This window comes from Rhodococcus sp. DK176, assembly GCF_038447315.2.
Taxonomy (GTDB): domain Bacteria; phylum Actinomycetota; class Actinomycetes; order Mycobacteriales; family Mycobacteriaceae; genus Rhodococcus_F; species Rhodococcus_F jostii_A.
Window position 1 is genome coordinate 1,436,509 of record NZ_CP118321.2, and the last position, 21,311, is coordinate 1,457,819.

The following is a 21,311-nucleotide window of genomic DNA, read 5'->3' on the forward strand; positions in this document are numbered from 1 at the left end:
CGTCACAGCCGGTGCAATTCGACGTCGCCGAGTTCCCCGTCCCGGGCGGTGGCGGTCATGTACGTGCAGTGCGGCTGGCGCCGTCGGTCGGTCGGCGATCCCGGGTTCAGCAGTCGCAGACCGGTTTCCGTGGTGGTGTCCCAGGGGATGTGGCTGTGCCCGAAGATCAGGACGTCGGTGTCCGGATAGGCGGCGGACATCCGTTTCTCCCTGCCTGCCGAGGCCCCGGTCTCGTGCACGACGGTAATGCGCACCCCGGCCAGCGTCACGTCCGCCCGCTCGGGCATCAGGGCGCGCAGGTCGTCGCCGTCGTTGTTGCCCCAGCACGCCACGAGCCGCGCCGATCGCGCCTGCAGCGCCTCGAATGTGGGGAGATCGACCCAGTCGCCGGCGTGGATCACCACGTCCGCGCGGTCGACCTCGTCCCACACCCGGGCGGGCAGGTCGCGCGCCCGTTTCGGGACATGGGTGTCGGCCAGCAGCAATAACCTCACGGTCCCAGTCTGCGCGAATCCGCACCCTTTCTCTGCATCCGCACCCGTTTTCGCGTGCGAAAAGTGGTGCAGGTGCAGAAATGGGGTGCAGGTGCAGAAGTGGGCAGACGCGGCGTTTACGCGCCCGCGAGCGCGGCGGCGTCCTCTGCCTGCAACAGCAGACCCATGTGCTCACGCATCCGCTGCGCGTCCGGCTCGAGGCCGGTGAAGATCCGGAAGGAATCGACGGCCTGACCGATGGTCATGCCGATTCCGCTGAGGGTCCGGGCACCGATCTCGCGGGCGCGGGCGAGGAGTTCGGTTTCGGCGGGACGGTAGACGACGTCCGCGACCCACAGGTCGGGGCGCAGCAGTGCGGCGTCGAGTGCCATGCCGGGGTGGGCCGCCATGCCGATCGGCGTCGCGTGGATGAGGCCCTGGGCCGCACCGACCGCGGCGGGAACGGCGGAGAGGTCGCCGGCCGCGATTTCCCGGTCCGGGAACAGTTCGGCAAGCGAGTCGCGCAGATCCTTCGACCGCGCGGCGTCGGCGTCGATGATCGTGAAGTGTCCGACACCGCGGGTGAGCGCGGCGTAGGCGACGGCCGCGCCGGCGCCGCCCGCCCCGAGTTGCACGACGTGGTTCATGGGCGCGCCTTCGAGGCCCTCGTCCATGTTGCGCGCGAATCCGGACCAGTCGGTGTTGTGGCCGATCAGGCGCCCGCCTTCGATGTGGACCGTGTTGACCGCGCCGAGCTTGCGGGCGTCGTCGGACAGGTCGTCGAGGAGCGGAATGACGGCCTGCTTGCAGGGGTGGGTGATGTTGAGCCCGTTGAACCCGAGGAGCTTGGCGGCTGAGAGGAGCTGCGGTAGCCCCTCGACGCCCATGCCCAGCGTGTCGAGGTCGAGGATCCGGTAGACGTACCCGACGCCCTGCGCGCGACCCTCGGCCTCGTGGAGCGGCGGGGTCAGCGATTTCGAGATCCCGGTGCCGATCAGACCGCACAGGTACGACGGGCGAGCGGTGGGGGCATCGAGGTCACGAGAGGTCATGGCGATCACTTCCGGGAGAGGGCTGAGAGCTAATTAACTATCTAGTGAGTTATGTCACGGTAGCATACCTCCATACCGCGCGGAAGACAGCACAGGCAGGAGTTTCACCGATGACACGAAGCGAGACGACGGGCGCGACCTCCGAGAAGGAGACGGTCAAACGGACCCGCAACCCCGAGAAGACCCGGGAGAACATCCTGCGGGTGGCGATGACGGAATTCGCCGACAAGGGGCTGACCGGCGCCCGCATCGACGAGATCGCGGCGAAGACCGCCACCACGAAGCGGATGCTCTACTACTACTTCGGCGACAAGGAGGGGCTGTACCGGGCAGTCCTGCAGCGGGCCTACGAGGAGATCCGCTACGAGGAGTCCCAGCTCGACGTCGACCACCTCGAGCCGACCGAGGCGATCCGGGCGCTCGCCGAGCTGACGTTCGACCATCACGAGGCTCACCCGGACTTCATCCGTCTCGTCGCGATCGAGAACACGAACCGCGGCGTCAACCTTGTCCGGGCCGAGGGACTCCCCGAGACGCAGGCGCCGGCGATTCGCACGCTCGAGCGGATCCTCCAACGAGGGCAGGAGGCGGGCATCTTCCGCACCGACACGACGGCACTCGACATCCACATGCTCATCAGCTCGTACTGCGTCTTCCGGGTGGCCAATCGGTACACGTTCAAGGCGCTGTTCGACTGGGATCTCACCGGCGCGGAGAACCGCCCCCACCTGCGCGCGATGATCGGCGACGTCGTCCTGGCCTACCTGCAGCAGCCCGGGAAAGTATGAACTAACTATTTCGACCATTATTGACGCGAGGCTGTGACCTGGGTTACCTTGCTTCTACGACCTACGAACACCTGCTCTTCCGAGCCGCCAGTGTTCACATTCCTCGCTCCCCAGGAGTATCGATGACCATCGACTACGGCACCGGCGCCTCCGGTCGAAACGGTGACGGCAAAGGCCGCTCCTCCGTCGACCCCAACGCTGACCCCACCAACGCGAAGAAGGCCGCGAAGGCCGCCTTCTTCGGCAGCCTGCTCGAGTACTACGACTTCTACATCTTCGCCTCGGCTGCTGCGTTGGTGTTCCCGCACGTGTTCTTCGAGGGATCGAAGAACCCGCTGCTGCTGTCGCTGGCCACCTTCGGCATCTCCTACATCGCGCGTCCGATCGGCGCCGTGTTCGTCGGACACTTCGGCGACCGGGCCGGACGCAAGAAGGTGATGATGTTCTGCCTGGTTCTCATGGGCGTCGTCACGTTCCTGATCGGCTGTCTGCCGTCGTCCGAGCAGGCCGGGATGGTCGGACCGGTGCTGCTGGTGCTGCTGCGTATCTGCCAGGGCGTTTCCGCGGCCGGCGAACAGTCGGGTGCGGGCTCGCTCACCCTCGAGCACTCCCCCGCCCACCGTCGCGGCTTCTTCTGCAGTTGGACGCTCACCGGTACCCAGGCCGGCTTCATCGTCGCGAGCCTCGCGTTCATCCCCGTCGCGGCGCTGCCCGACGAGACCCTCTACAGCTGGGGCTGGCGTGTGCCGTTCTGGTGCAGCCTGCTCGTCCTCGTCGTCGCCTACATCGTGCGTCGCAAGCTCGAAGAGCCCGAGATCTTCATCGCCAACAAGGAAGCCCTGGACGAGGCGCCCGCCCCGCTCCCCGTCGTCGACCTCTTCCGCACGCACTGGCGTGACGTTCTCCGCGTGGTCTTCTGCGCCTTCATCGCCGTCGTCAGCACCGTGTTCTCCGTGTTCGGCCTCGCCTACGCCACCACCCCCGAAATCGGGATGAGCCGCACGACCATGCTGTGGGTCGCGATCGCCGCCAACACGGTGGCCCTGGTCTCGCAGCCGCTGCTCGGCATGCTGTCCGACCGGATCGGCCGCAAGCCGGTGTTCATCGGTGGCGCGATCGGTTCGTCCGCCGGAATCTTCCTGTACTTCGCCGCGATCGGCACCGGCAACGTGGCGATGATCTTCTTCGCGGGCATCCTGCTGATGGGTGGCGTCTACGCCGGGACCAACGCCATCTGGCCGGCGTTCTACGCCGAGATGTTCTCGTCACGGGTTCGCTACTCCGGCATGGCGATCGGCACGCAGCTCGGTTTCGCGCTCGCCGGATTCGCACCGACCATCGCCCAGGCACTGCGCGGCGCCGATCCCAAGAACTGGGTGCCGGTGGCGATCTTCACCGCCGTCTGCGCGCTCATCGCCGCGGCCTCTGCCTCCACGGCGAAGGAGAACTCCCGTACTCCGCTGCTCGACCTCGACAAGGAGGACGTCGCGCTCACGAAGGCGAAAGCGAACGCGAAGGTCTGATCAACTCGGAAACGAACGATGCGCCCGGCACGTGTGCCGGGCGCGTCGTCGTGTCGGTGGCTAACGCCGCAGTTCGTGGGTGAGTGCTTCGAGTTCGTCGCCGCCGGCCATTTGCTGGGTGAGTTCTTCGAGGCTGATCTCGTCGAAGGTGCAGTCCAGTTTCTGCCGGCCGCGGTTGAGGAGGACGAAGTGGTCGCCGACCATGTAGGCGTGGTGCGGGTTGTGGGTGATGAACACGACCCCGAAGCCCTGTTCCTTGGCGGCGGAGATGTAGCGCAGCACCATCCCGGACTGCTTGACGCCGAGGGCGGCGGTGGGCTCGTCGAGGATCAGGACGCGGGCGCCGAAGAAGATCGCCCGGGCGATCGCCACGCACTGGCGTTGACCGCCGGACAGCGAGCCGATGGGGGCGTCGACGTCGGGCAGCTCGATGCCCATCTTCGACAACTCGGACATCGTGGTGGCGCGCATCCCGTTCGCGTCGAGGGACTTGAACGGTCCCTTCCGCAGTTCCTGGCCGAGGAAGAAGTTCCGCCACACCGGCATCAGCGACACCACCGCCAGGTCCTGGTAGACGGTGGCGATGCCCTTGGACAGGGCCTCCTTCGGTGAGCCGAAGGTGAGGGCCTCGCCGTCGACGAGCAACTCCCCCTCACTCTGCTGGTGCAGGCCGGCGATGATCTTGATCAGGGTGGACTTGCCGGCCCCGTTGTCGCCGAGGACACCGGTGACCTCCCCGGCCCGCACCCGCAGGTTGATGTCCTGCAGGGCGATGATGTTGCCGTACTGCTTGCCGACGTGTTTGAGTTCGATCAGCGGGATCTTGTCGCCACCACCGGGTTCGGTATCGACGGGAAGTTGTTCGATGGTACTCATACCGGTCACCTCTTGGCGGCGTAGTTGCGGAAGGCATTGTTGGCGATGACCGCGAACAGCAGCATCGCGCCGAGGAAGAACTTGAACCAGTCCGGGTTCCAGCCGGCGTAGACGATGCCCTGGTTCGTCATGCCGAAGATGAACGCGCCGATCGCGGCGCCGATCGCGGTGCCGTACCCGCCGGTGAGCAGGCAGCCGCCGATGACCGCGGCGATGATGTAGAGGAACTCGTTGCCGATGCCCTGCCCGGACTGGACGGTGTTGAACGAGAACAGCAGGTGCATCCCGACGAACCAGGCGGCGAACCCGACGGTCATGAACAACCCGATCTTGACCTTGGTGACCGGGACGCCGATGGCGCGGGCGGAGTCCTGGTTGCCGCCGACGGCGAAGATCCAGTTCCCGATCCGGGTCTTGAACAGCACCCAGGTGGCGATCGCGGTGAACAGCAGCCACCAGAGCACGGTGATCCGCACCGACACCCCGCCGACCTCGAAGGAGGACGCGAACACCTTCTTCGCCGAGTCGAACCCGGCCATGTCGGACACGCTGGGGGTGGCGACCTGCCCGGTGATCAGTTTGGTGACCGCCAGGTTGATGCCGGTGAGCATCAGAAACGAGCTCAGCGTGATCAGGAAGCTGGGGATCTTCGTCTTCATCACCAGGTACCCGTTGAAGAACCCGACCGCCAGCGAGACGACGAGGGCGAGGGCGGCGCCGGCCCACAGGTTCAGGTGCAGGTTGTAGGCGATCATCGACGCCGCCAGGGAGCTGGTGGTGACGGCGACGCCGGCGGAGAGGTCGAATTCCCCGCCGATCATCAGCAGCGCGACCGCGCACGCCATGATCCCGATCGTGGAGGAGGCGTAGAGCACCGTGGCGAGGGCTTCGGGGCTGCGGAACGGGGGTGCAACGACCATGAAGAAGATGAAGATGGCGATCGCACCGAACAGGGAACCGATCTCGGGACGGACCAGCAGACGCTGCAGGCGTTTCTGCTCCTTCACCCGCTCGTCGTGGACGACCTTGTGACTGGCAAGGTCCAGATCTTGCTGTGTGGACATGATTTCCTCTCCGCGCCGGTGGATCTCAGCGTTGTGCGGTGCCGGCCGGTCGTGCGACCGGGTCGATGGTGATGGTGTGTGCATGAGATGGACCCACCGGGGTCCGGATCGTGTGCCCTGACATGTGATCGACCGCCGATCAGCGGGTGCCGGCCTTGGCGTACTCGGCGACCTTGTCGATGTTGGACTTGTCGATGAACGACGGCCCGGTCAGAGTCGGTCCGCCACCGCCGATGACGTTGCCGTTGTTGAGGTAGAGCCACAGCGAATCGATCGCCAGGTAGCCCTGCAGGTACGGCTGCTGGTCGATGGCCCACTGCACGCTGCCGTCCGAGATGGCGTCGACGAGTGCCGCGTTGGTGTCGAACGTGTACACCTTGGCCGGGCTGCCCGCGTTACCGACCGACTGCACGGCGGTGAGAGCGATCGGGGCGCCGAGCGTGAGCACACCGTCGATGGACGGGTCCTGCTGGAGCTTGGCGGCGATCGTCGAGTTCACCGACGGCATGTCCTCACCGTTCACGTTGAGGGTCTCGAACGTGCCGCGGAAGGTCTGCTTGGCGCCGGCGCAACGTGATTCGAGCTGAATCTGGCCCTGCTGCTGGATGACGCAGATGACGTGCTTGGCACCGTCCCCGTTCAGCCGGTTCCCCGCGGCCTGGCCGGCGATGGTCTCGTCCTGCCCGAAGTACTGGGTGGCACCCATGTCTTTCCAGGCTCCGTATCCGGCGTTGAACGCGGAGATCGGGATGCCTGCGTCCTGCGCGCTCTTGACGGCGGGTGCCATCGCCTCGGGGGTGGCGAGGGTGAGCGCGAGCCCGTCGACCTTGGAGTCGATGGCCGTCTGCACGAGGTTGGCCTGGTTGGGGGCCTGCGGGTCGGAGGAGTACTTCAGTTCCACGTTGTCCTTGTCGGCGGCATCCTGCGCGCCCGTGCGGATCAGGTCCCAGAACGTGTCGCCCGGTGCCGCGTGCGTGACCATCGCGATCGTGATGCGCGGGGTGTCGGCGGTGCCCGCGCCGATCCCGGACCCGCTGCTGTCCGGCTTGCCTCCGGTGCTCGAGCACGCCGCGAGGCTCATCACCAGGGCACTCGCGCAGGCCAGTACCGCCACGCGACGCCGGTTGGGGAAGTTCATCTGCTTTTCCTCTCGGGGGGACGAACGGCCCGGTGACGTCTTGGCCGTATGCCTTAGATGTAATACGCGTCACACCCGAAAGTCAATAGTTTGTCTGGACATTAGGACCACAGATCAAATGCGCGGACATGGGTGTCCCCGCCGTCGGCCCGGAAATCGATCGGATGCGTGGACGGATGAAGGCGCGCTCAGCGCGTGACCGCTGCCCCGGCGTCGCGCGGCAGACGCAGCGTGTCGATCACCGTGCACAGCATCAGCAGGCCCAAAAGGACGAAGGTCCAGGAATATTCGGACCCGAACCCGTGCTCGGACGACGTCGCCAACGGCGTGAACGCGGTGAGGGCGAGCGCCGCGACCGCGATCCCGAGTCCGGCCGCCAGTTCCTGCACGGCGGCGTTGAGAGTGTTTGCGTGCGTGAGGTCGGCACGATCGACGTCGGAGAACGCGAGACTGTTGTACGCGGTGAATCCGACCGAGCGCAGGGCTCCGCTCACGAAGAGGACCGCCGCGATGACCGGCATCGGGGTCGACGAGCTCAGGGCGGCGAGCAGCCCGAAGCAGCCGACGGACAGGAGTGCGTTGACCAGCAGAATCGGCCTGATCCCGAAGCGCCGCATCAGCGGCGTCGTACAGGGCTTGATGGCAATGTTGCCGGCGAACAGCGCCGCGACGAGCAGACCCGCGAGAAACGGCGTCCAGCCGAAGCCGAGTTGAAACTGCAGCGGCAGCAGGAACGGCACCGCGGTGACGATCAGGCGGTAGAGCGAACCCCCGGTGACGGTGGTGCGCAGCGTCCGGACGCGCAGCACGCGGAAGTCGACGAGTGGGTGGGGCGTGCGGACGAGATGGCGCACCGAGGCCGCCAGCAGAACAACCGCGACCACTCCCCCGATCGCGACCCGCCGCCAGTCCGTGCCCGTCACACGGATGCTCTCCAGCGCGATGAGGGCTGCCGCGATTCCCGTGCCGACCCCGAGGAGGCCCCGCCAGTCCAGCCTGCTCGTCGACCGCGAACCCGCCCCGTGAACCAGCTTCAGCGACAGCAGGATTCCGAGGACCCCGATGGGAATGTTGATGACGAAGATCCATCTCCACGAGCCGACGGTGGCGATCGCACCGCCGAGCAGGGGCGCGATGACCGGCGCCGCGAGCGCGGGCCACGTGAGCAGGGCTATCGCGCGGACGAGGTCGCTCTTCGTGCTCGACCGCAGCACCGCGAGCCGCCCGACCGGCACCATCATGGCGCCGCCGACCCCCTGCAGCACCCGCATCGCGACGAGCATCGGCAACGACACACTCGCCGCGCACCCGATGGACGCCAGCGTGAACACGGCGATGGCGGCCACGAACACGCGGCGCGTCCCGAACCGGTCGGCCACCCACCCGCTCGCGGGGATGAGGACGGCGACCGTCACCAGGTAGGCGGAGATCGCAATGTTGACGTCGACTGCGTCGACATCGAACGACTCGGCGATCAGCGGGACAGCCGGCGCGATGATGGTGGCGTCGAGAATCTCCATGAAGAGGGCGCCTGCCACCAGCAGGGCCATTCCACGGGGGAACGACGTCGCGCGCGCGGTTCTAGCGATCGACAACGGTCGTGTCGAAGTAGTACCGCGACGCGCGGTAGCAGTGGCTACCGAACTCGACGGCGCTTCCCGAGTCGTCGAACGCGGTCCGGTTCATCGTCAGCAGCGGTGCACCGGTCTTCTCGTCGAGCAGCGACGCCTCCGCCTTGCTCGCCGCTTTCGCGCCGATGCGTTGCCGCGCGAGACGGATGTGCACGCCGCGGGCCCGGAGGGCGTGGTAGAGGCCGTGCGCCTCCAGCTCCTCGGGATCCGGCGCGAGGTCCACCGGGATGTGGTTGGTCATCAGCGCCAGCGGCTCGCCGTTGGTGCTGCGGAGGCGCCGGATGGACGCGACCTCGGCGCCGGGCTGCAGGTTGAGTTCGGCGGCGACGTCTTCGGCCGGCACGGATACCTGGTAGTCGAGGAGTTTGGTGGTCGGGCTCTGCCCCGCCCGCGCGAGGTCGTCGAAGAGGCTGGTGAGTTCGACCGGCCGGTGCACGGCGCTCTGCACCACCTGGGTTCCGACGCCGCGTTTGCGGACGAGCAGCCCCTTGTCGACGAGCTCCTGGATGGCGCGGCGCGTGGTGGGACGTGACAGGTTCAGACGCTTGGCGAGCGCCAATTCGTTCTCGAAGCGGTCACCCGGGGCAAGCTCCCCGCCGATGATCGCGTTCTCGATCGTCTGCGCGAGCTGGAAATACAGCGGAACCGGGCTCGATCGGTCGAGCTCGACTGCGAGTGGTGCACCCACGGACAACTCCGATCCTCGTGCGCGGGGCGACGTCGCCGTCGCCGATCTTTCCGGCAGTGTATGCGAACACTAACACCAGATTGACTTCAAGTAATAATGTCAGGACAAAGTCTTGACAGGAGCCGGTGATGTGGAGCACAGTTTCAACCAGACCTCGGCGCCCTGCGCAGACCACCCACAACGACCTATTCGGGAGTCAGCCTTGACCACCATCCAGACGCAAACCAACCGGAATGGATTGGACGTCCTCGCCATCGGGCGCTGCGGTGTGGACATCTACCCATTGCAGACCGGAGTCGGCCTCGAACACGTCGAGACGTTCGGCAAGTTCCTCGGCGGAAGCGCGGCCAACGTCACCGTCGCCGCCGCCCGCCTCGGCTGCCGCAGCGCCCTCATCTCGGGCGTCGGCAACGATCCATTCGGACGTTTCGTCCGCACGGCACTCACCGACCTCGGCGTCGACAACCGCTACGTCGGCATCGACACCGAACACCCCACTCCGGTCACGTTCTGTGAGATCTTCCCGCCGGACGACTTTCCGCTGTACTTCTACCGTAAGCCCGTCGCCCCGGACCTGCAGGTGACGCCGGCGGACATCGATCTCGACGCGGTCCGCGACGCGAAGCTCTACTGGTCGACGGTCACCGGACTGTCCGAAGAGCCCAGCCGCAGCGCGCATTTCGCAGCGTGGGAGGCCCGCGGACGCCGCACCCATACCGTCCTCGATCTCGACTACCGCCCGATGTTCTGGTCCTCCGCCGCCGACGCCACCGCTCAGGTGCAGCGGGCCCTCCAGCACGTCACCGTCGCGGTCGGCAACCGTGAGGAGTGCGAGATCGCGGTCGGCGAGACCAACGCACACAAGGCCGCGGACGCGCTGCTCGATCTCGGCGTCGAACTGGCCATCGTCAAGCAGGGCCCCAAGGGCGTTCTCGGGAAGACGCGCTCCCAGAGCATCACGGTGCCCCCGAACGACGTCCAGGTGGTCAACGGCCTCGGTGCCGGCGACAGCTTCGGCGGCACGCTGTGCCACGGCCTGCTCGCCGGGTGGCCACTCGAGAAGATCCTGCGCTACGCCAACGCCGCGGGGGCGATCGTCGCCTCCCGCCTCGAATGCTCCACCGCGATGCCGACGGCCGACGAGGTCCGGGCGCTCGCCGATTCCACCACTTCGGAGGCTGTCAATGTCTGAAACTCTCGCCCACCGCGCAGTCTGCGCGTCCTACGCCGACGTCACCGAGGTACGCGCGAACGACCCGGCCGCCATCGATCGCGCCTGGGCTACCCGGATCGCCCGGCCCACGGTGCGCGGTAACGGCCGGCTGATGATCGTCGCCGCCGACCACCCCGCCCGCGGCGCGCTCTCGGTCGGCGACCGTCCGACCGCGATGAACAGCCGCACCGACCTCCTCGACCGCCTCCGCACCGCCCTGCGCAACCCCGGTGTGGACGGGGTGCTCGCCACCGCCGACATCCTCGACGATCTGGTGCTGCTCGGCGCGCTCGACGACAAGGTGGTCATCTCGTCGATGAACCGCGGCGGCCTGGCCGGCGCCAGTTTCGAACTCGACGACCGGATGACCGGCTACACCGCGGCCGGCACCGCGAAGGCCGGCATGAACGGCGGAAAGATGCTGTGCCGCATCGATCTCGACGACCCCGGCACCCTCTCCACCCTCACCGCGTGCGCCCAGGCGGTCGATGCGCTGGCCGAAGCCGGACTGATGGCCATGGTGGAACCGTTCCTGTCGCGGCGTGTCGACGGCAAGGTCAAGAACGATCTCAGCGCCGACGCCGTGATCAAGTCCATCCACATCAGTCAGGGCCTGGGGTCCACGTCCGCCTACACCTGGATGAAGCTTCCGGTGGTGGACGAAATGGAACGCGTCATGGACGCGACGACGCTTCCGACGCTGCTGCTCGGCGGAGACCCGCAGACAGCCCCCGAGGAGACATTCGCGAGCTGGGCCAAGGCCCTCGCACTGCCGTCCGTCCGCGGCCTGATCGTCGGGCGCACCCTGCTGTACCCGCGGGACGAGGACGTCGCCGCCGCGGTCGACACCGCCGTATCCCTCGTCCACTGACGCACGCCGGAGAGGCCCACGATGAACAGCAAGTACTACGTGCCGGTCGGTTCCGCGGCCACCGGACCGTTCGACCTCGAGGTCACCCCCGAATCCGCGGGCTGGACCGAATCGAGCCTCCGGGTGCTCACCCTGGCCCCCGGCGGGTCGGCCGAACTCGCGTCCGGTGACGACGAGATCATCGTCGTTCCACTGGCCGGGTCCGCGGCGGTGTCGAGCGAGGGCACCGAGTTCGCCCTCACCGGACGGAGGTCCGTGTTCGACGGACCGAGCGACTTCGCCTACGTGGGGCGGGATTCGGCCTACACGGTGTCCAGCGCGACCGGTGGACGGTTCGCCCTGTGCGGGGCCCGCGCGCGGCAGAAGTTCCCGTTCCGGTACGTCCCGGCAGCCGACATCTCCGTCGAACTGCGCGGCGCGGGCAACTGCAGCCGCCAGGTGCACAACTTCGGCACCGCCGATCGCTTCGAGGCCGATTCGATCATCGCGTGCGAGGTCATCACTCCCGGTGGCAACTGGTCGTCGTACCCGAGCCACAAGCACGACGAGAACAGCGACGTCGAGTCGCAGCTCGAGGAGATCTACTACTTCGAGATCGCCCAAGCCAATGCCACCGCAGTGGATTTCGGCGGAACCGGATTCGGCTACCATCGCGTGTACGGCACTCCCGAGCGGCCCATCGAGGTGCTCGAGGAAGTGCGCTCCGGCGACGTGGTCCTCGTGCCGCACGGCTATCACGGACCGTCGATCGCCGCCCCCGGACATCACATGTACTACCTGAACGTCATGGCCGGGCCCGGCGAAGACCGCGCCTGGAACATCTGCGACGACCCGGCCCACACCTGGCTGCGCGGCAGCTGGGAACACCAGACCGTCGATCCCCGCCTCCCCCTCCACGCACCGTCCGAAGGAGCATGACCGTGGTGTCCACCGCGCCGATGTCGGCGAGCAAGAACCCCAACGCCGAGGGCACCGTCCACCTCACGGTGGCTCAGGCAACCATCCGTTTCCTCGCCAACCAGTACGTCGAGCGGGACGGCGAACGTACCAAGTTCTTCGCCGGGTGCTTCGGCATCTTCGGCCACGGCAACGTCGCCGGACTCGGTCAGGCACTGCTCCAGGCCGAGATCGACGCCGTCGAAGCCGGTACCGAATCCGAACTGCCGTACGTCCTCGGGCGCAACGAGCAGGCGATGGTGCACAGCGCGGTCGCGTACGCACGCCAGAAGGATCGGCTGCAGACATGGGCGGTGTCGGCCAGCGTCGGCCCCGGCTCGACCAACATGCTGACCGGCGCGGCGCTCGCCACCATCAACCGGCTGCCCGTCCTGCTCCTGCCCGCCGACACGTTCGCGACCCGCGCGAGCGCACCGGTGCTGCAGGAACTCGAACTGCCGTCGAGCGGTGACGTCACCGTCAACGACGCATTCAAACCGCTGTCGCGCTACTTCGACCGCGTATGGCGGCCGGAGCAGTTGCCTTCGGCGCTGCTCGGCGCGATGCGCGTGCTGACGGACCCCGTCGAGACGGGTGCGGCCACCGTCGCCATTCCGCAAGATGTGCAGGCGGAGGCGTTCGACTGGCCGGAGTCGCTGTTCGCCGAGCGCACGTGGCACGTGGCCCGGCCGCTCCCCGAGAAGTCGGTGATCGCGCGGGCCGCGGACGTGATCCGGTCGGCGAAGAAACCGCTGATCGTCGCGGGCGGCGGCCTGATCTACTCCGGCGCCACCGAGACATTGGCCGCGTTCGCCGAGACGACCGGCATTCCGGTCGGTCAGAGTCAGGCAGGCAAGGGCTCACTGCCCTACGACCACCCACAGTCGGTCGGCGCGATCGGCTCGACCGGCACCACGGCGGCCAATGCTCTCGCCACCGAGGCCGACGTGATCATCGGCATCGGCACCCGCTACAGCGACTTCACCACGGCGTCGCGCACCGCGTTCAACAACCCGGACGTGCGGTTCGTCAATATCAACGTCGCGTCGATCGATTCGGTGAAGCAGGGCGGCGTCAGCGTCGTCGCGGACGCCCGCGAGGCGCTCGAGGCGCTCACCGCGGCACTGGGCGACTACCAGGTTCCCGACGAGTACCGCTCGCGCACAGCCGAACTCGCCGATCACTGGGAGTCGACGGTCGCCTCGGTCTACAAGATCGACGACGACTCCCTCGGCCTCAACCAGAACCAGGTCATCGGACTCGCCAACACGCTGTCCGATCCTCGCGACGTCGTCGTGTGCGCCGCCGGCTCCATGCCCGGCGACCTGCACAAGCTGTGGCGCACCCGCGACCCCAAGGGCTACCACGTCGAATACGGCTTCTCGTGCATGGGCTACGAGATCGCAGGCGGCATCGGCGCCAAGATGGCCTGCCCCGATCGCGACGTGTTCATCATGGTCGGCGACGGCTCGTACCTGATGATGGCCACCGAACTCGTCACGGCCGTGCAGGAGAACGTCAAGGTCATCGTGGTCCTCGTGCAGAACCACGGCTTCGCCTCCATCGGATCGCTGTCGGAGTCGCTCGGCTCCCAGCGGTTCGGCACCGACTACCGCTACCGCGGCGACTCCGGCCGGCTCGACGGCGACATCCTGCCCGTCGACCTGGCGGCCAACGCGGCGAGCCTCGGCGCCGACGTGATCCGCGCGAACACGGCCGCCGAGTTCGCCGACGCCGTCAAAGTGGCGAAGGCCAGCGACAACACCACCGTCATCCACGTCGAGACGGACCCGCGGATCGCCGCACCGGACAGCGAATCCTGGTGGGACGTCCCGGTCAGCTCGACCAGCACTCTCGACTCCACCCGGACCGCCTACGAGACGTACGCGCAGTGGAAGAAGATCCAGCGCCCGTTCCTCCGCCCGTCCGGCAACTAACTCTCCCCCAGTAAATACTTTCGAAAGGATTCCCCGATGAGCGTCATTCGCGTCGGATCCGCCCCCGACTCCTGGGGCGTCTGGTTCCCCGAAGACCCGCAGCAGACCCCGTACGGACGGTTCCTCGACGAGGTCTCGGCATCCGGATACGAGTGGATCGAGCTGGGGCCGTACGGCTACCTGCCCACCGATCCGCAGCAGCTCCGCGACGAACTCGCCGCCCACAATCTGAAGCTGTCGGCAGGCACCGTGTTCGAGCACCTGCACCAGGACGACTCCTGGGATGCCGTGTGGACCCAGATCGAGGACGTCGCCAAACTGACCGCCGCCGTCGGCGGCAAGCACGTGGTCGTGATCCCGGAGATGTGGCGCGACCCGAGCAGCGGCGAGGTGCTCGAGGACCGCAATCTCACTGCAGAACAGTGGAAGAAGAAGACCGGCGGCATGAACGAGCTGGGCAAGAAGATGTTCGAGCAGTACGGAGTGAAGGCGCAGTACCACCCGCACGCGGACAGCCACGTCGACACCGAGGAGAACGTGTACCGCTTCCTCGACGGCACCGACAGCGAGTTCGTGAACCTGTGCCTCGACACCGGCCACATCAGCTACTGCGGCGGCGACAACCTCGCGATCATCGAACGCGCACCCGAGCGGATCGGCTACCTGCACCTCAAGCAGGTCGATCCCGAGGTCCGCGCCAAGGTCGAGGCCGAGGACCTGCCGTTCGGCGAGGCCGTCAAGCTCGGTGCGATGATCGAGCCGCCGCTCGGCATCCCCGACCTGCCGCCGCTGCTCGCCGCGATCGAGAAGCTCGACATCGACGTGTTCGCGATCGTCGAGCAGGATCTCTACCCCTGCGCCGTGGACGTTCCGCTGCCGATCGCCCAGCGCACCCGTAAGTACCTGGGGTCCTGCGGGATCCCGTCCGTCAAGTTCGTCTAACCGACCACGTCAGGAGCTAGTCAGCTATGTCCGGAAGCAACGACCTGCGCATCGCCGTCCTGGGTGTCGGAATGATGGGCGCCGACCACGTCGCACGCATCACCGAGCGCATCAAGGGCGCCACGGTCGCCGTCGTCAACGACTACTTCATCGAGAAGGCCGAGCAGATCGCCGCCGGGATCCCCGGCTGCCGGGTGATCGGCGACCCCCTCGACGCGATCGCCGACCCCGATGTCGACGCCGTCGTCCTGGCCACCCCCGGCCCGACCCACGAGAAGCAGCTTCTCGCCTGCCTCGAGCACGGCAAGCCGGTGATGTGTGAGAAGCCGCTGACCACCGACGTCGCCACGTCCCTCGAGATCGTCAAGCGCGAAGCCGAACTCGGCAAGAAGCTGATCCAGGTCGGCTTCATGCGACGTTTCGACCACGAGTACGAGCAGCTGAAGACGCTCATCGACGACGGAACGTTCGGGCAGGTGCTCCTCGCCCACTGCGTGCACCGCAACCCCGCCGTGCCGCCGAGCTTCGACAGCTCGATGATCGTCAAGGACTCGCTGGTCCACGAGGTGGACGTCACCCGATTCCTGTTCGACGAGGAGATCACCTCCGTCCACATCCTCCGGCCGGCCGCGAATCCCGGTGCGCCCGAGGGACTGCAGGACCCGCAGATCGCGCTCTTCAGCACCGAGTCCGGTCGCCACGTCGACGTCGAGGTCTTCGTGACCACCGGTGTCGCCTACGAGGTGCGCACCGAGATCGTCGCCGAGAAGGGTTCGGCGTTCATCGGTCTCGATGTCGGACTCGTCCGCAAGTTCGGCACCGGCGCGGGCAACGGCCGCTCGGGCGCAGGTATGTCGGGCGGGGAGATCACCCCCTCGTTCAAGGAGCGCTTCGGCCAGGCGTACGACGTCGAGATCCAGCGCTGGGTCAACGCCGCACGCACGGGCGCGGAGACCGGCAACTACATCGACGGACCGGGTGCGTGGGACGGCTACGCCGCCGCTGCCGTGTGCGCCGCCGGCGTGCAGTCGCTCGAGACCGGCGAACGTGTGGCCGTCGACATGGTCGACCGTTCCTCCATCCCAGGAGCGGAGCCTGCGGAGCGACCCATCGGACCGGGGGCCTGAACACGATGAAGATTGCACTCGATCCCACCCCCTTCCACCACGACTACTCACTTCTCGAACTGCCGGCGGTAGTTGCGGAACTCGGCTTCGAACACCTGCAGCTCACCCCGCATCGCGACATGATCCCGTTCTTCAACCACCCGAAGGCCGACGACGAGTTGGTCCGGCAGTTCCGCAAGTCCTGCAGCGACGCGGGCGTCGGAATCGCCTCCGTTTTGCCGGTCCTGCGGTGGTCCGGCCCGGACGAAGACGCCCGCGAGGCGGCGGTGCGGTACTGGAAGCGCGCAATTCAGATCACCGTCGACCTCGGTGTGAACGTGATGAACACCGAGTTCAGCGGCCGCCCGGAGAAGGCCGAGGAATCGGAGCGCGCCTTCTACCGGTCGATGGAGGAACTCGTCCCCATCATCGAGCGTGAAGGCATCGACGTTCGAATCGACCCGCACCCCGACGATTTCGTGGAGAACGGTCTGGACGCCATCCGGATGATCCGCGGCATCAACTCCAAGAACTTCGGACTGGTGTACGTCGCGTGCCACTCGTACCACATGGGCGCCGGCATGCTCGAGATCATGCGCGCGGCCGGAGACATGCTGCGGCTCGTCCACGTCGCGGACACGATGGATCACCACCGCTCCCACGGACTGCGGTACATCACCAACCCGCCCGGCAACCCGGTGCGTGTCCACCAGCACCTGAAGATCGGTGACGGCGACCTCGACTGGGACGAGTTCTTCGGCGGACTCGGCGAACTCGGCTTCTACGACAAACCCGACACGGTGATGGTGTCCAGTGTTTTCGCCGAAGACGAGAACGCTCACGACGTCTCCCGCTACCAACTGAAGACCATGAAGGATTACATCGCGCGCACGCGGTGAAAGGACAACACATGAGCACCAACATCACTCGCGAAATCGCACACTGGTCCGACGGCAAGGGATTCGCCGGTACCAGCGGCAACACCGCCCCGGTCACCAACCCGGCCACCGGTGCCGTCACCGGTCAGGTCGCCCTCGCCAGCGTCGAGGACGCCCGCGCCGTCATCGACGCCGCCGCCGCCGCGTTCCCCGCCTGGCGCGACACCTCCCTCGCCAAGCGCACCCAGGTGATCTTCACGTTCCGGGAACTGCTCAACGCCCGCAAGGGCGAACTGGCCGAGATCATCACCGCCGAGCACGGCAAGGTCGTCTCCGACGCCCTCGGTGAGGTCTCCCGCGGCCAGGAGGTCGTCGAATTCGCCTGCGGCATCGCGCACCTGCTCAAGGGCGGCATGACCGAGAACGCCTCCACCAACATCGACGTCTCCTCCCTCCGCCAACCCGTCGGCCCGGTCGGGATCATCTCCCCGTTCAACTTCCCCGCCATGGTCCCGATGTGGTTCTTCCCCATCGCCATCGCCGCCGGCAACACCGTCGTCCTCAAGCCCAGCGAGAAGGACCCGACCGCCGCGATCTGGATGGCCGAACTCTGGGCCGAGGCCGGCCTGCCCGCCGGCGTGTTCAACGTCCTGCAGGGCGACAAGACCGCCGTCGACGAACTGCTCACCAACCCCGCCATCAAGGCCATCAGCTTCGTCGGGTCCACCCCCATCGCCCAGTACGTCTACGCCACCGGCACCGCCCACGGCAAACGCGTCCAAGCCCTCGGCGGGGCGAAGAACCACGCCATCGTCCTCCCCGACGCCGACCTGGACCTGGCCGCCGACGCCATGGTCAACGCCGGCTTCGGCTCCGCCGGCGAACGCTGCATGGCCATCAGTGCCCTGGTCGCGGTCGGCGACATCGCCGACGAACTCGTCGCCAAGATCAAGGACCGCACCGACACGCTGAAGATCGGCGACGGCACCCGGGACTCCGACATGGGACCGCTCGTGACCAAGGTGCACCGCGACAAGGTCGCCTCCTACATCGACGCCGGCGAAAACGACGGCGCCACCATCGTCGTCGACGGGCGCACCGTGCAGGCCAATGGCGGTGCGGACGGGTTCTGGCTCGGCCCGACCCTGATCGACCACGTCACCACCGACATGTCCGTGTACACCGACGAAATCTTCGGACCCGTCCTCTCCGTCATCCGCGTCGGGTCCTACGACGAGGCCCTGGAACTGGTGAACTCCAGCCCGTTCGGCAACGGCACCGCCATCTTCACCAACGACGGCGGCGCCGCCCGACGGTTCCAGAACGAGGTCGAGGTCGGCATGGTCGGCATCAACGTCCCCATCCCCGTCCCGATGGCGTACTACAGCTTCGGGGGCTGGAAGAACTCGCTGTTCGGCGACACCCACGCGCACGGCACCGAAGGCGTGCACTTCTTCACCCGCGGCAAGGTCGTCACCACCCGCTGGCTCGACCCCAGCCACGGTGGCCTCAACCTCGGCTTCCCCCAGAACGCATAGGTACTGGTTCTCCGCGCCGGACCGTCCGCGGTCCGGCGCGGAGTCCGTTCGATCGAAAGGAACTTCATGAGCGACACCTCTCTCGCCCGCCGTCATCGGGTCGTGGTCATCGGATCGGGATTCGGCGGCCTCTTCGCCACCAAGGCTCTGAAACGGACGGACGTCGATGTCACTCTGATCGATCGCACGACGCACCACCTGTTCCAGCCGTTGCTGTATCAGGTGGCGACGGGAATCCTGTCCGAGGGTGAGATCGCGCCCGCGACCCGGCTCGTCCTCGAGGACCAGCAGAACGCGTCCGTCCTGATCGGCGGAGTCGAGAAGATCGATGTCGCCGACCGGATCGTCACGTCCACACACCGCGGCCGCACCACCGTCACCGAGTACGACAGCCTCGTCGTTTCGGCAGGCGCCCGCCAATCCTATTTCGGCAACGACCATTTCGCCGAGCACGCACCCGGAATGAAGACGATCGACGACGCCCTCGAGCTGCGCGGCCGCATCCTGGGCGCCTTCGAAAGCGCCGAGGTGAGCACCGACCCCGCCGAGCGGGAGCGACTCCTGACGTTCGTCGTGGTCGGCGCCGGGCCCACCGGAGTGGAGATGGCCGGCGAGATCGCCCAGCTCGCGCACCGCACTCTCGCCGGCGCCTACCGCACCATCGACCCCCGTGACGCGCGGATCATCCTCCTCGACGCGGCGCCCACGGTGCTTCCGCCCTTCGACGAGAAGCTGCGTCGGGCTGCCGCCGACACGCTGGAGGATCTCGGCGTCGAGATCCAACTCGGCGCGATGGTGACCGACGTCGACGACGACGGACTCACCGTCCGCGACCAGGACGGCGACGAGCGGCGGATCGAGGCCGCCTGCAAGATCTGGTCCGCCGGTGTCGCAGCCAGTCCGCTGGGCCGGCAACTGGCCGAACAGACCGGCGCCGCCACCGACCGTGCCGGCCGCGTCCTCGTCGAACCCGACCTCACCCTCCCCGGCCACAGCAACGTCTTCGTCGTCGGCGACATGATGAACCGCGACGGTCTTCCCGGCGTCGCGCAGGTCGCGATCCAGGGCGGCCGCTACGCCGCGCAGCTGATCGCCGCGGAGGTGCGGGCCCACCGGAAAGGTCGCGAGAAGCCCGAACGCGCCCCGTTCCGCTACACGGACAAGGGCAGCATGGCCATGATCTCCCGCTTCCACGCGGTCGCGAAGGTCGGCCGCCTCCAACTGACCGGGCTGCTCGCCTGGTTGCTCTGGCTCCTGATCCATCTGGTCTACATCGTCGGATTCAAGAGCCGACTCGCGACCGCCATGTCCTGGACATGGTCGTTCCTGGGCAGAACTCGGGGACACCTGGCGGTCACGGAGCAACAGGTGGTCGCGAGGACGGCGATCAACCGGCTCGATGCCTGGGAGGATTCCTCCCGGGCGGTACCCGAGGCGGCGGCGGCCCCCGCACGGTGAGTACCGTCCCCTCCGTGCCTGCTTCCGCTCTCACCGTCGGCATCGACGTCGGTGGTACCAGTATCCGTGCCTGCGTGGTCGACGAGACCGGCGAGGTGCTCGACTCGGTCCAGGCACCCACGCCGCAGTCGGCGAAAGCCCTCGAGGACGCGCTCGACCGCGCCGTCCGCGAGCTCGCGTCCCGTCATCGGATCGCCGCCGTCGGTCTCGCCGTGGCGGGATTCATCAGTTCCGACCTCACCACCGTGCGCTTCGCCCCGCACCTGCCGTGGAAGAACGTGCCGGTCGCGAACGACCTGAGCGACCGGCTCGGACTGCCGGTGGTCCTCGAACACGACGCGAACGCGGCGGCGTGGGCGGAGCACCGGTTCGGCGCTGCCGCCGGTGGTCGCAATGTCGTGATGGTCGCGATCGGCACCGGTATCGGTGCGGCGCTGCTCATCGACGGCACCCTGTACCGGGGCAGTTACGGCGTCGCTCCCGAACTGGGCCACCTCCAGGTGGTCCCGGGCGGCAGACCGTGCGCCTGCGGCAAACGGGGGTGCTGGGAACGGTATTGCAGCGGAACCGCGCTCGTCGACACGGCCATCGAACTCCTCGCCGCCGACCCGACGAGTTCGACGGTGCTCGCACGCGAGGTCGCGAGCGATCCAGGCTCGCTCACCGGCCGCCGCATCGCGAGCGCCGCGCGGGACGGTGACCCGCTCGCCGTGCGCACCATGGAGGAGTTCGCACGGTGGCTGGGCGTCGGACTCGCCATGGTCGGTGACGTCTACGACCCCGATCTCGTCGTCGTCTCCGGTGGCGTCAGCGGCTCTGCTCCGCTGTTCCTCGACCACGCGCGCGACGTCTACGCCTCTCTCGCAACCGGTTCCGGACACCGCCCCCTCGCCCGCATCCGCGAAACCCAACTCGGCGAATCGGCCCAGCGGATCGGGGCCGCCACGATGGCAAGGGACGCGCTGCTGAACGGAGCTCCGCTCCCCGTGCGTGGTTGACGAGTCTCTGGACTCGTCGAGCACTCACGAGCGGCGGAGCCGCATTTGTCGGTGGCCGCCGCGGCATCAACCCGGCCCACTCCGGGGGCCCGCGACGGCAACTGCCGCTTCCCCGACTGCCAGGTCCCGGCGCGGCTCTGCGACATCGACCACACGACGCCGTTCGATCACGACCACCCCGAGAACGGTGGTCTCACCGTC

The 21,311-nt window shown here is 67.4% G+C and carries 19 protein-coding genes; 12 read left to right on the top strand and 7 right to left on the bottom strand.

Annotated elements, in window-relative coordinates; all coding sequences use genetic code 11:
• Positions 1-2: 2 nt before the first annotated feature.
• Both PSR88_RS06800 and PSR88_RS06805 read right to left on the bottom strand, forming a co-directional pair.
• A complete protein-coding gene (locus tag PSR88_RS06800; protein WP_016879941.1) occupies positions 3-494 on the bottom strand; it encodes a metallophosphoesterase family protein in 492 nt (163 codons plus the stop codon).
• A gap of 116 nt (positions 495-610) precedes the next feature.
• Positions 611-1,525 (bottom strand): shikimate dehydrogenase, encoded by a 915-nt coding sequence (locus tag PSR88_RS06805; RefSeq protein ID WP_009474048.1) that lies wholly within the window; start codon positions 1,523-1,525, stop codon positions 611-613.
• Between the two features lie 110 nt (positions 1,526-1,635).
• On the opposite strand from PSR88_RS06805, the gene PSR88_RS06810 reads away from it, so the two are divergent.
• The gene (locus PSR88_RS06810; protein WP_009474049.1) at positions 1,636-2,313 is read left to right on the top strand and encodes a TetR family transcriptional regulator; all 678 of its coding nucleotides are present in this window, start codon (positions 1,636-1,638) and stop codon (positions 2,311-2,313) included.
• Between the two features lie 122 nt (positions 2,314-2,435).
• Positions 2,436-3,836 carry an MFS transporter gene (locus PSR88_RS06815; protein ID WP_011594392.1) on the top strand — a complete coding sequence of 467 codons (1,401 nt, stop codon included), beginning with the start codon at positions 2,436-2,438 and terminating at the stop codon, positions 3,834-3,836.
• A gap of 60 nt (positions 3,837-3,896) precedes the next feature.
• Here the strand turns inward: PSR88_RS06815 and PSR88_RS06820 are convergent, their stop codons facing one another.
• The 5 genes from PSR88_RS06820 to PSR88_RS06840 form a co-directional block, all read right to left on the bottom strand.
• The gene (locus PSR88_RS06820) at positions 3,897-4,712 is read right to left on the bottom strand and encodes an ATP-binding cassette domain-containing protein (protein WP_011594393.1); all 816 of its coding nucleotides are present in this window, start codon (positions 4,710-4,712) and stop codon (positions 3,897-3,899) included.
• Positions 4,713-4,717: 5 nt separating this feature from the next.
• Complete coding sequence (locus PSR88_RS06825) at positions 4,718-5,776, bottom strand: ABC transporter permease (RefSeq protein WP_011594394.1); 1,059 nt, start codon at positions 5,774-5,776, stop codon at positions 4,718-4,720.
• Between the two features lie 139 nt (positions 5,777-5,915).
• Positions 5,916-6,914, bottom strand: a complete 999-nt coding sequence (locus PSR88_RS06830) for a substrate-binding domain-containing protein (protein ID WP_009474054.1) — start codon at positions 6,912-6,914, stop codon at positions 5,916-5,918.
• A 188-nt stretch (positions 6,915-7,102) separates the two neighbouring features.
• Positions 7,103-8,464, bottom strand: a complete 1,362-nt coding sequence (locus PSR88_RS06835; RefSeq protein WP_011594395.1) for an MFS transporter — start codon at positions 8,462-8,464, stop codon at positions 7,103-7,105.
• Between the two features lie 31 nt (positions 8,465-8,495).
• Complete coding sequence (locus PSR88_RS06840; RefSeq protein WP_009474056.1) at positions 8,496-9,233, bottom strand: GntR family transcriptional regulator; 738 nt, start codon at positions 9,231-9,233, stop codon at positions 8,496-8,498.
• 202 nt (positions 9,234-9,435) lie between these two features.
• Here PSR88_RS06840 and iolC point away from each other — a divergent pair, with 202 nt between their 5' ends.
• From iolC to PSR88_RS06890, 10 genes are all read left to right on the top strand, one after another.
• Entirely contained in the window at positions 9,436-10,425 is a 990-nt protein-coding gene (iolC, locus tag PSR88_RS06845; RefSeq protein ID WP_016879938.1) for a 5-dehydro-2-deoxygluconokinase, read from the top strand.
• Positions 10,418-11,317, top strand: coding sequence for a hypothetical protein (locus tag PSR88_RS06850; protein ID WP_009474058.1), 900 nt, complete (start codon positions 10,418-10,420; stop codon positions 11,315-11,317). Before iolC ends, PSR88_RS06850 begins: the two co-directional genes overlap by 8 nt.
• 21 nt (positions 11,318-11,338) lie before the next feature.
• A complete protein-coding gene (iolB, locus tag PSR88_RS06855) occupies positions 11,339-12,235 on the top strand; it encodes a 5-deoxy-glucuronate isomerase (protein ID WP_016879937.1) in 897 nt (298 codons plus the stop codon).
• Positions 12,232-14,190: a 3D-(3,5/4)-trihydroxycyclohexane-1,2-dione acylhydrolase (decyclizing) gene (iolD, locus tag PSR88_RS06860; protein ID WP_016879936.1), complete on the top strand. Its 1,959-nt coding sequence runs from the start codon at positions 12,232-12,234 to the stop codon at positions 14,188-14,190. Before iolB ends, iolD begins: the two co-directional genes overlap by 4 nt.
• 36 nt (positions 14,191-14,226) lie before the next feature.
• Complete coding sequence (locus tag PSR88_RS06865) at positions 14,227-15,132, top strand: sugar phosphate isomerase/epimerase family protein (protein ID WP_009474061.1); 906 nt, start codon at positions 14,227-14,229, stop codon at positions 15,130-15,132.
• A 26-nt stretch (positions 15,133-15,158) separates the two neighbouring features.
• Positions 15,159-16,259 carry a Gfo/Idh/MocA family protein gene (locus tag PSR88_RS06870; protein WP_009474062.1) on the top strand — a complete coding sequence of 367 codons (1,101 nt, stop codon included), beginning with the start codon at positions 15,159-15,161 and terminating at the stop codon, positions 16,257-16,259.
• A 5-nt stretch (positions 16,260-16,264) separates the two neighbouring features.
• Positions 16,265-17,137, top strand: coding sequence for a sugar phosphate isomerase/epimerase family protein (locus tag PSR88_RS06875; RefSeq protein WP_005261338.1), 873 nt, complete (start codon positions 16,265-16,267; stop codon positions 17,135-17,137).
• Between the two features lie 11 nt (positions 17,138-17,148).
• The gene (locus PSR88_RS06880) at positions 17,149-18,654 is read left to right on the top strand and encodes a CoA-acylating methylmalonate-semialdehyde dehydrogenase (protein ID WP_342338065.1); all 1,506 of its coding nucleotides are present in this window, start codon (positions 17,149-17,151) and stop codon (positions 18,652-18,654) included.
• 66 nt (positions 18,655-18,720) lie between these two features.
• Positions 18,721-20,112 carry an NAD(P)/FAD-dependent oxidoreductase gene (locus PSR88_RS06885; RefSeq protein ID WP_016879932.1) on the top strand — a complete coding sequence of 464 codons (1,392 nt, stop codon included), beginning with the start codon at positions 18,721-18,723 and terminating at the stop codon, positions 20,110-20,112.
• A complete protein-coding gene (locus PSR88_RS06890; protein ID WP_016879931.1) occupies positions 20,109-21,110 on the top strand; it encodes an ROK family protein in 1,002 nt (333 codons plus the stop codon). Before PSR88_RS06885 ends, PSR88_RS06890 begins: the two co-directional genes overlap by 4 nt.
• The last annotated feature ends 201 nt before the right edge of the window (positions 21,111-21,311 follow it).

Bases quoted from the DNA above. Each gene is read 5' to 3' on its own strand.
- PSR88_RS06805 (WP_009474048.1), bottom strand. From the start codon at position 1,525: ATGACCTCTCGTGACCTCGATGCCCCCACCGCTCGCCCGTCGTACCTG.
- PSR88_RS06875 (WP_005261338.1), top strand. From the start codon at position 16,265: ATGAAGATTGCACTCGATCCCACCCCCTTCCACCACGACTACTCACTT.
- iolD (WP_016879936.1), top strand. From the start codon at position 12,232: ATGACCGTGGTGTCCACCGCGCCGATGTCGGCGAGCAAGAACCCCAAC.
- PSR88_RS06865 (WP_009474061.1), top strand. From the start codon at position 14,227: ATGAGCGTCATTCGCGTCGGATCCGCCCCCGACTCCTGGGGCGTCTGG.
- PSR88_RS06850 (WP_009474058.1), top strand. From the start codon at position 10,418: ATGTCTGAAACTCTCGCCCACCGCGCAGTCTGCGCGTCCTACGCCGAC.
- PSR88_RS06880 (WP_342338065.1), top strand. From the start codon at position 17,149: ATGAGCACCAACATCACTCGCGAAATCGCACACTGGTCCGACGGCAAG.
- PSR88_RS06810 (WP_009474049.1), top strand. From the start codon at position 1,636: ATGACACGAAGCGAGACGACGGGCGCGACCTCCGAGAAGGAGACGGTC.
- PSR88_RS06825 (WP_011594394.1), bottom strand. From the start codon at position 5,776: ATGTCCACACAGCAAGATCTGGACCTTGCCAGTCACAAGGTCGTCCAC.
- PSR88_RS06870 (WP_009474062.1), top strand. From the start codon at position 15,159: ATGTCCGGAAGCAACGACCTGCGCATCGCCGTCCTGGGTGTCGGAATG.
- iolB (WP_016879937.1), top strand. From the start codon at position 11,339: ATGAACAGCAAGTACTACGTGCCGGTCGGTTCCGCGGCCACCGGACCG.
- PSR88_RS06885 (WP_016879932.1), top strand. From the start codon at position 18,721: ATGAGCGACACCTCTCTCGCCCGCCGTCATCGGGTCGTGGTCATCGGA.
- PSR88_RS06835 (WP_011594395.1), bottom strand. From the start codon at position 8,464: ATGGCCCTGCTGGTGGCAGGCGCCCTCTTCATGGAGATTCTCGACGCC.
- PSR88_RS06820 (WP_011594393.1), bottom strand. From the start codon at position 4,712: ATGAGTACCATCGAACAACTTCCCGTCGATACCGAACCCGGTGGTGGC.
- PSR88_RS06830 (WP_009474054.1), bottom strand. From the start codon at position 6,914: ATGAACTTCCCCAACCGGCGTCGCGTGGCGGTACTGGCCTGCGCGAGT.
- PSR88_RS06815 (WP_011594392.1), top strand. From the start codon at position 2,436: ATGACCATCGACTACGGCACCGGCGCCTCCGGTCGAAACGGTGACGGC.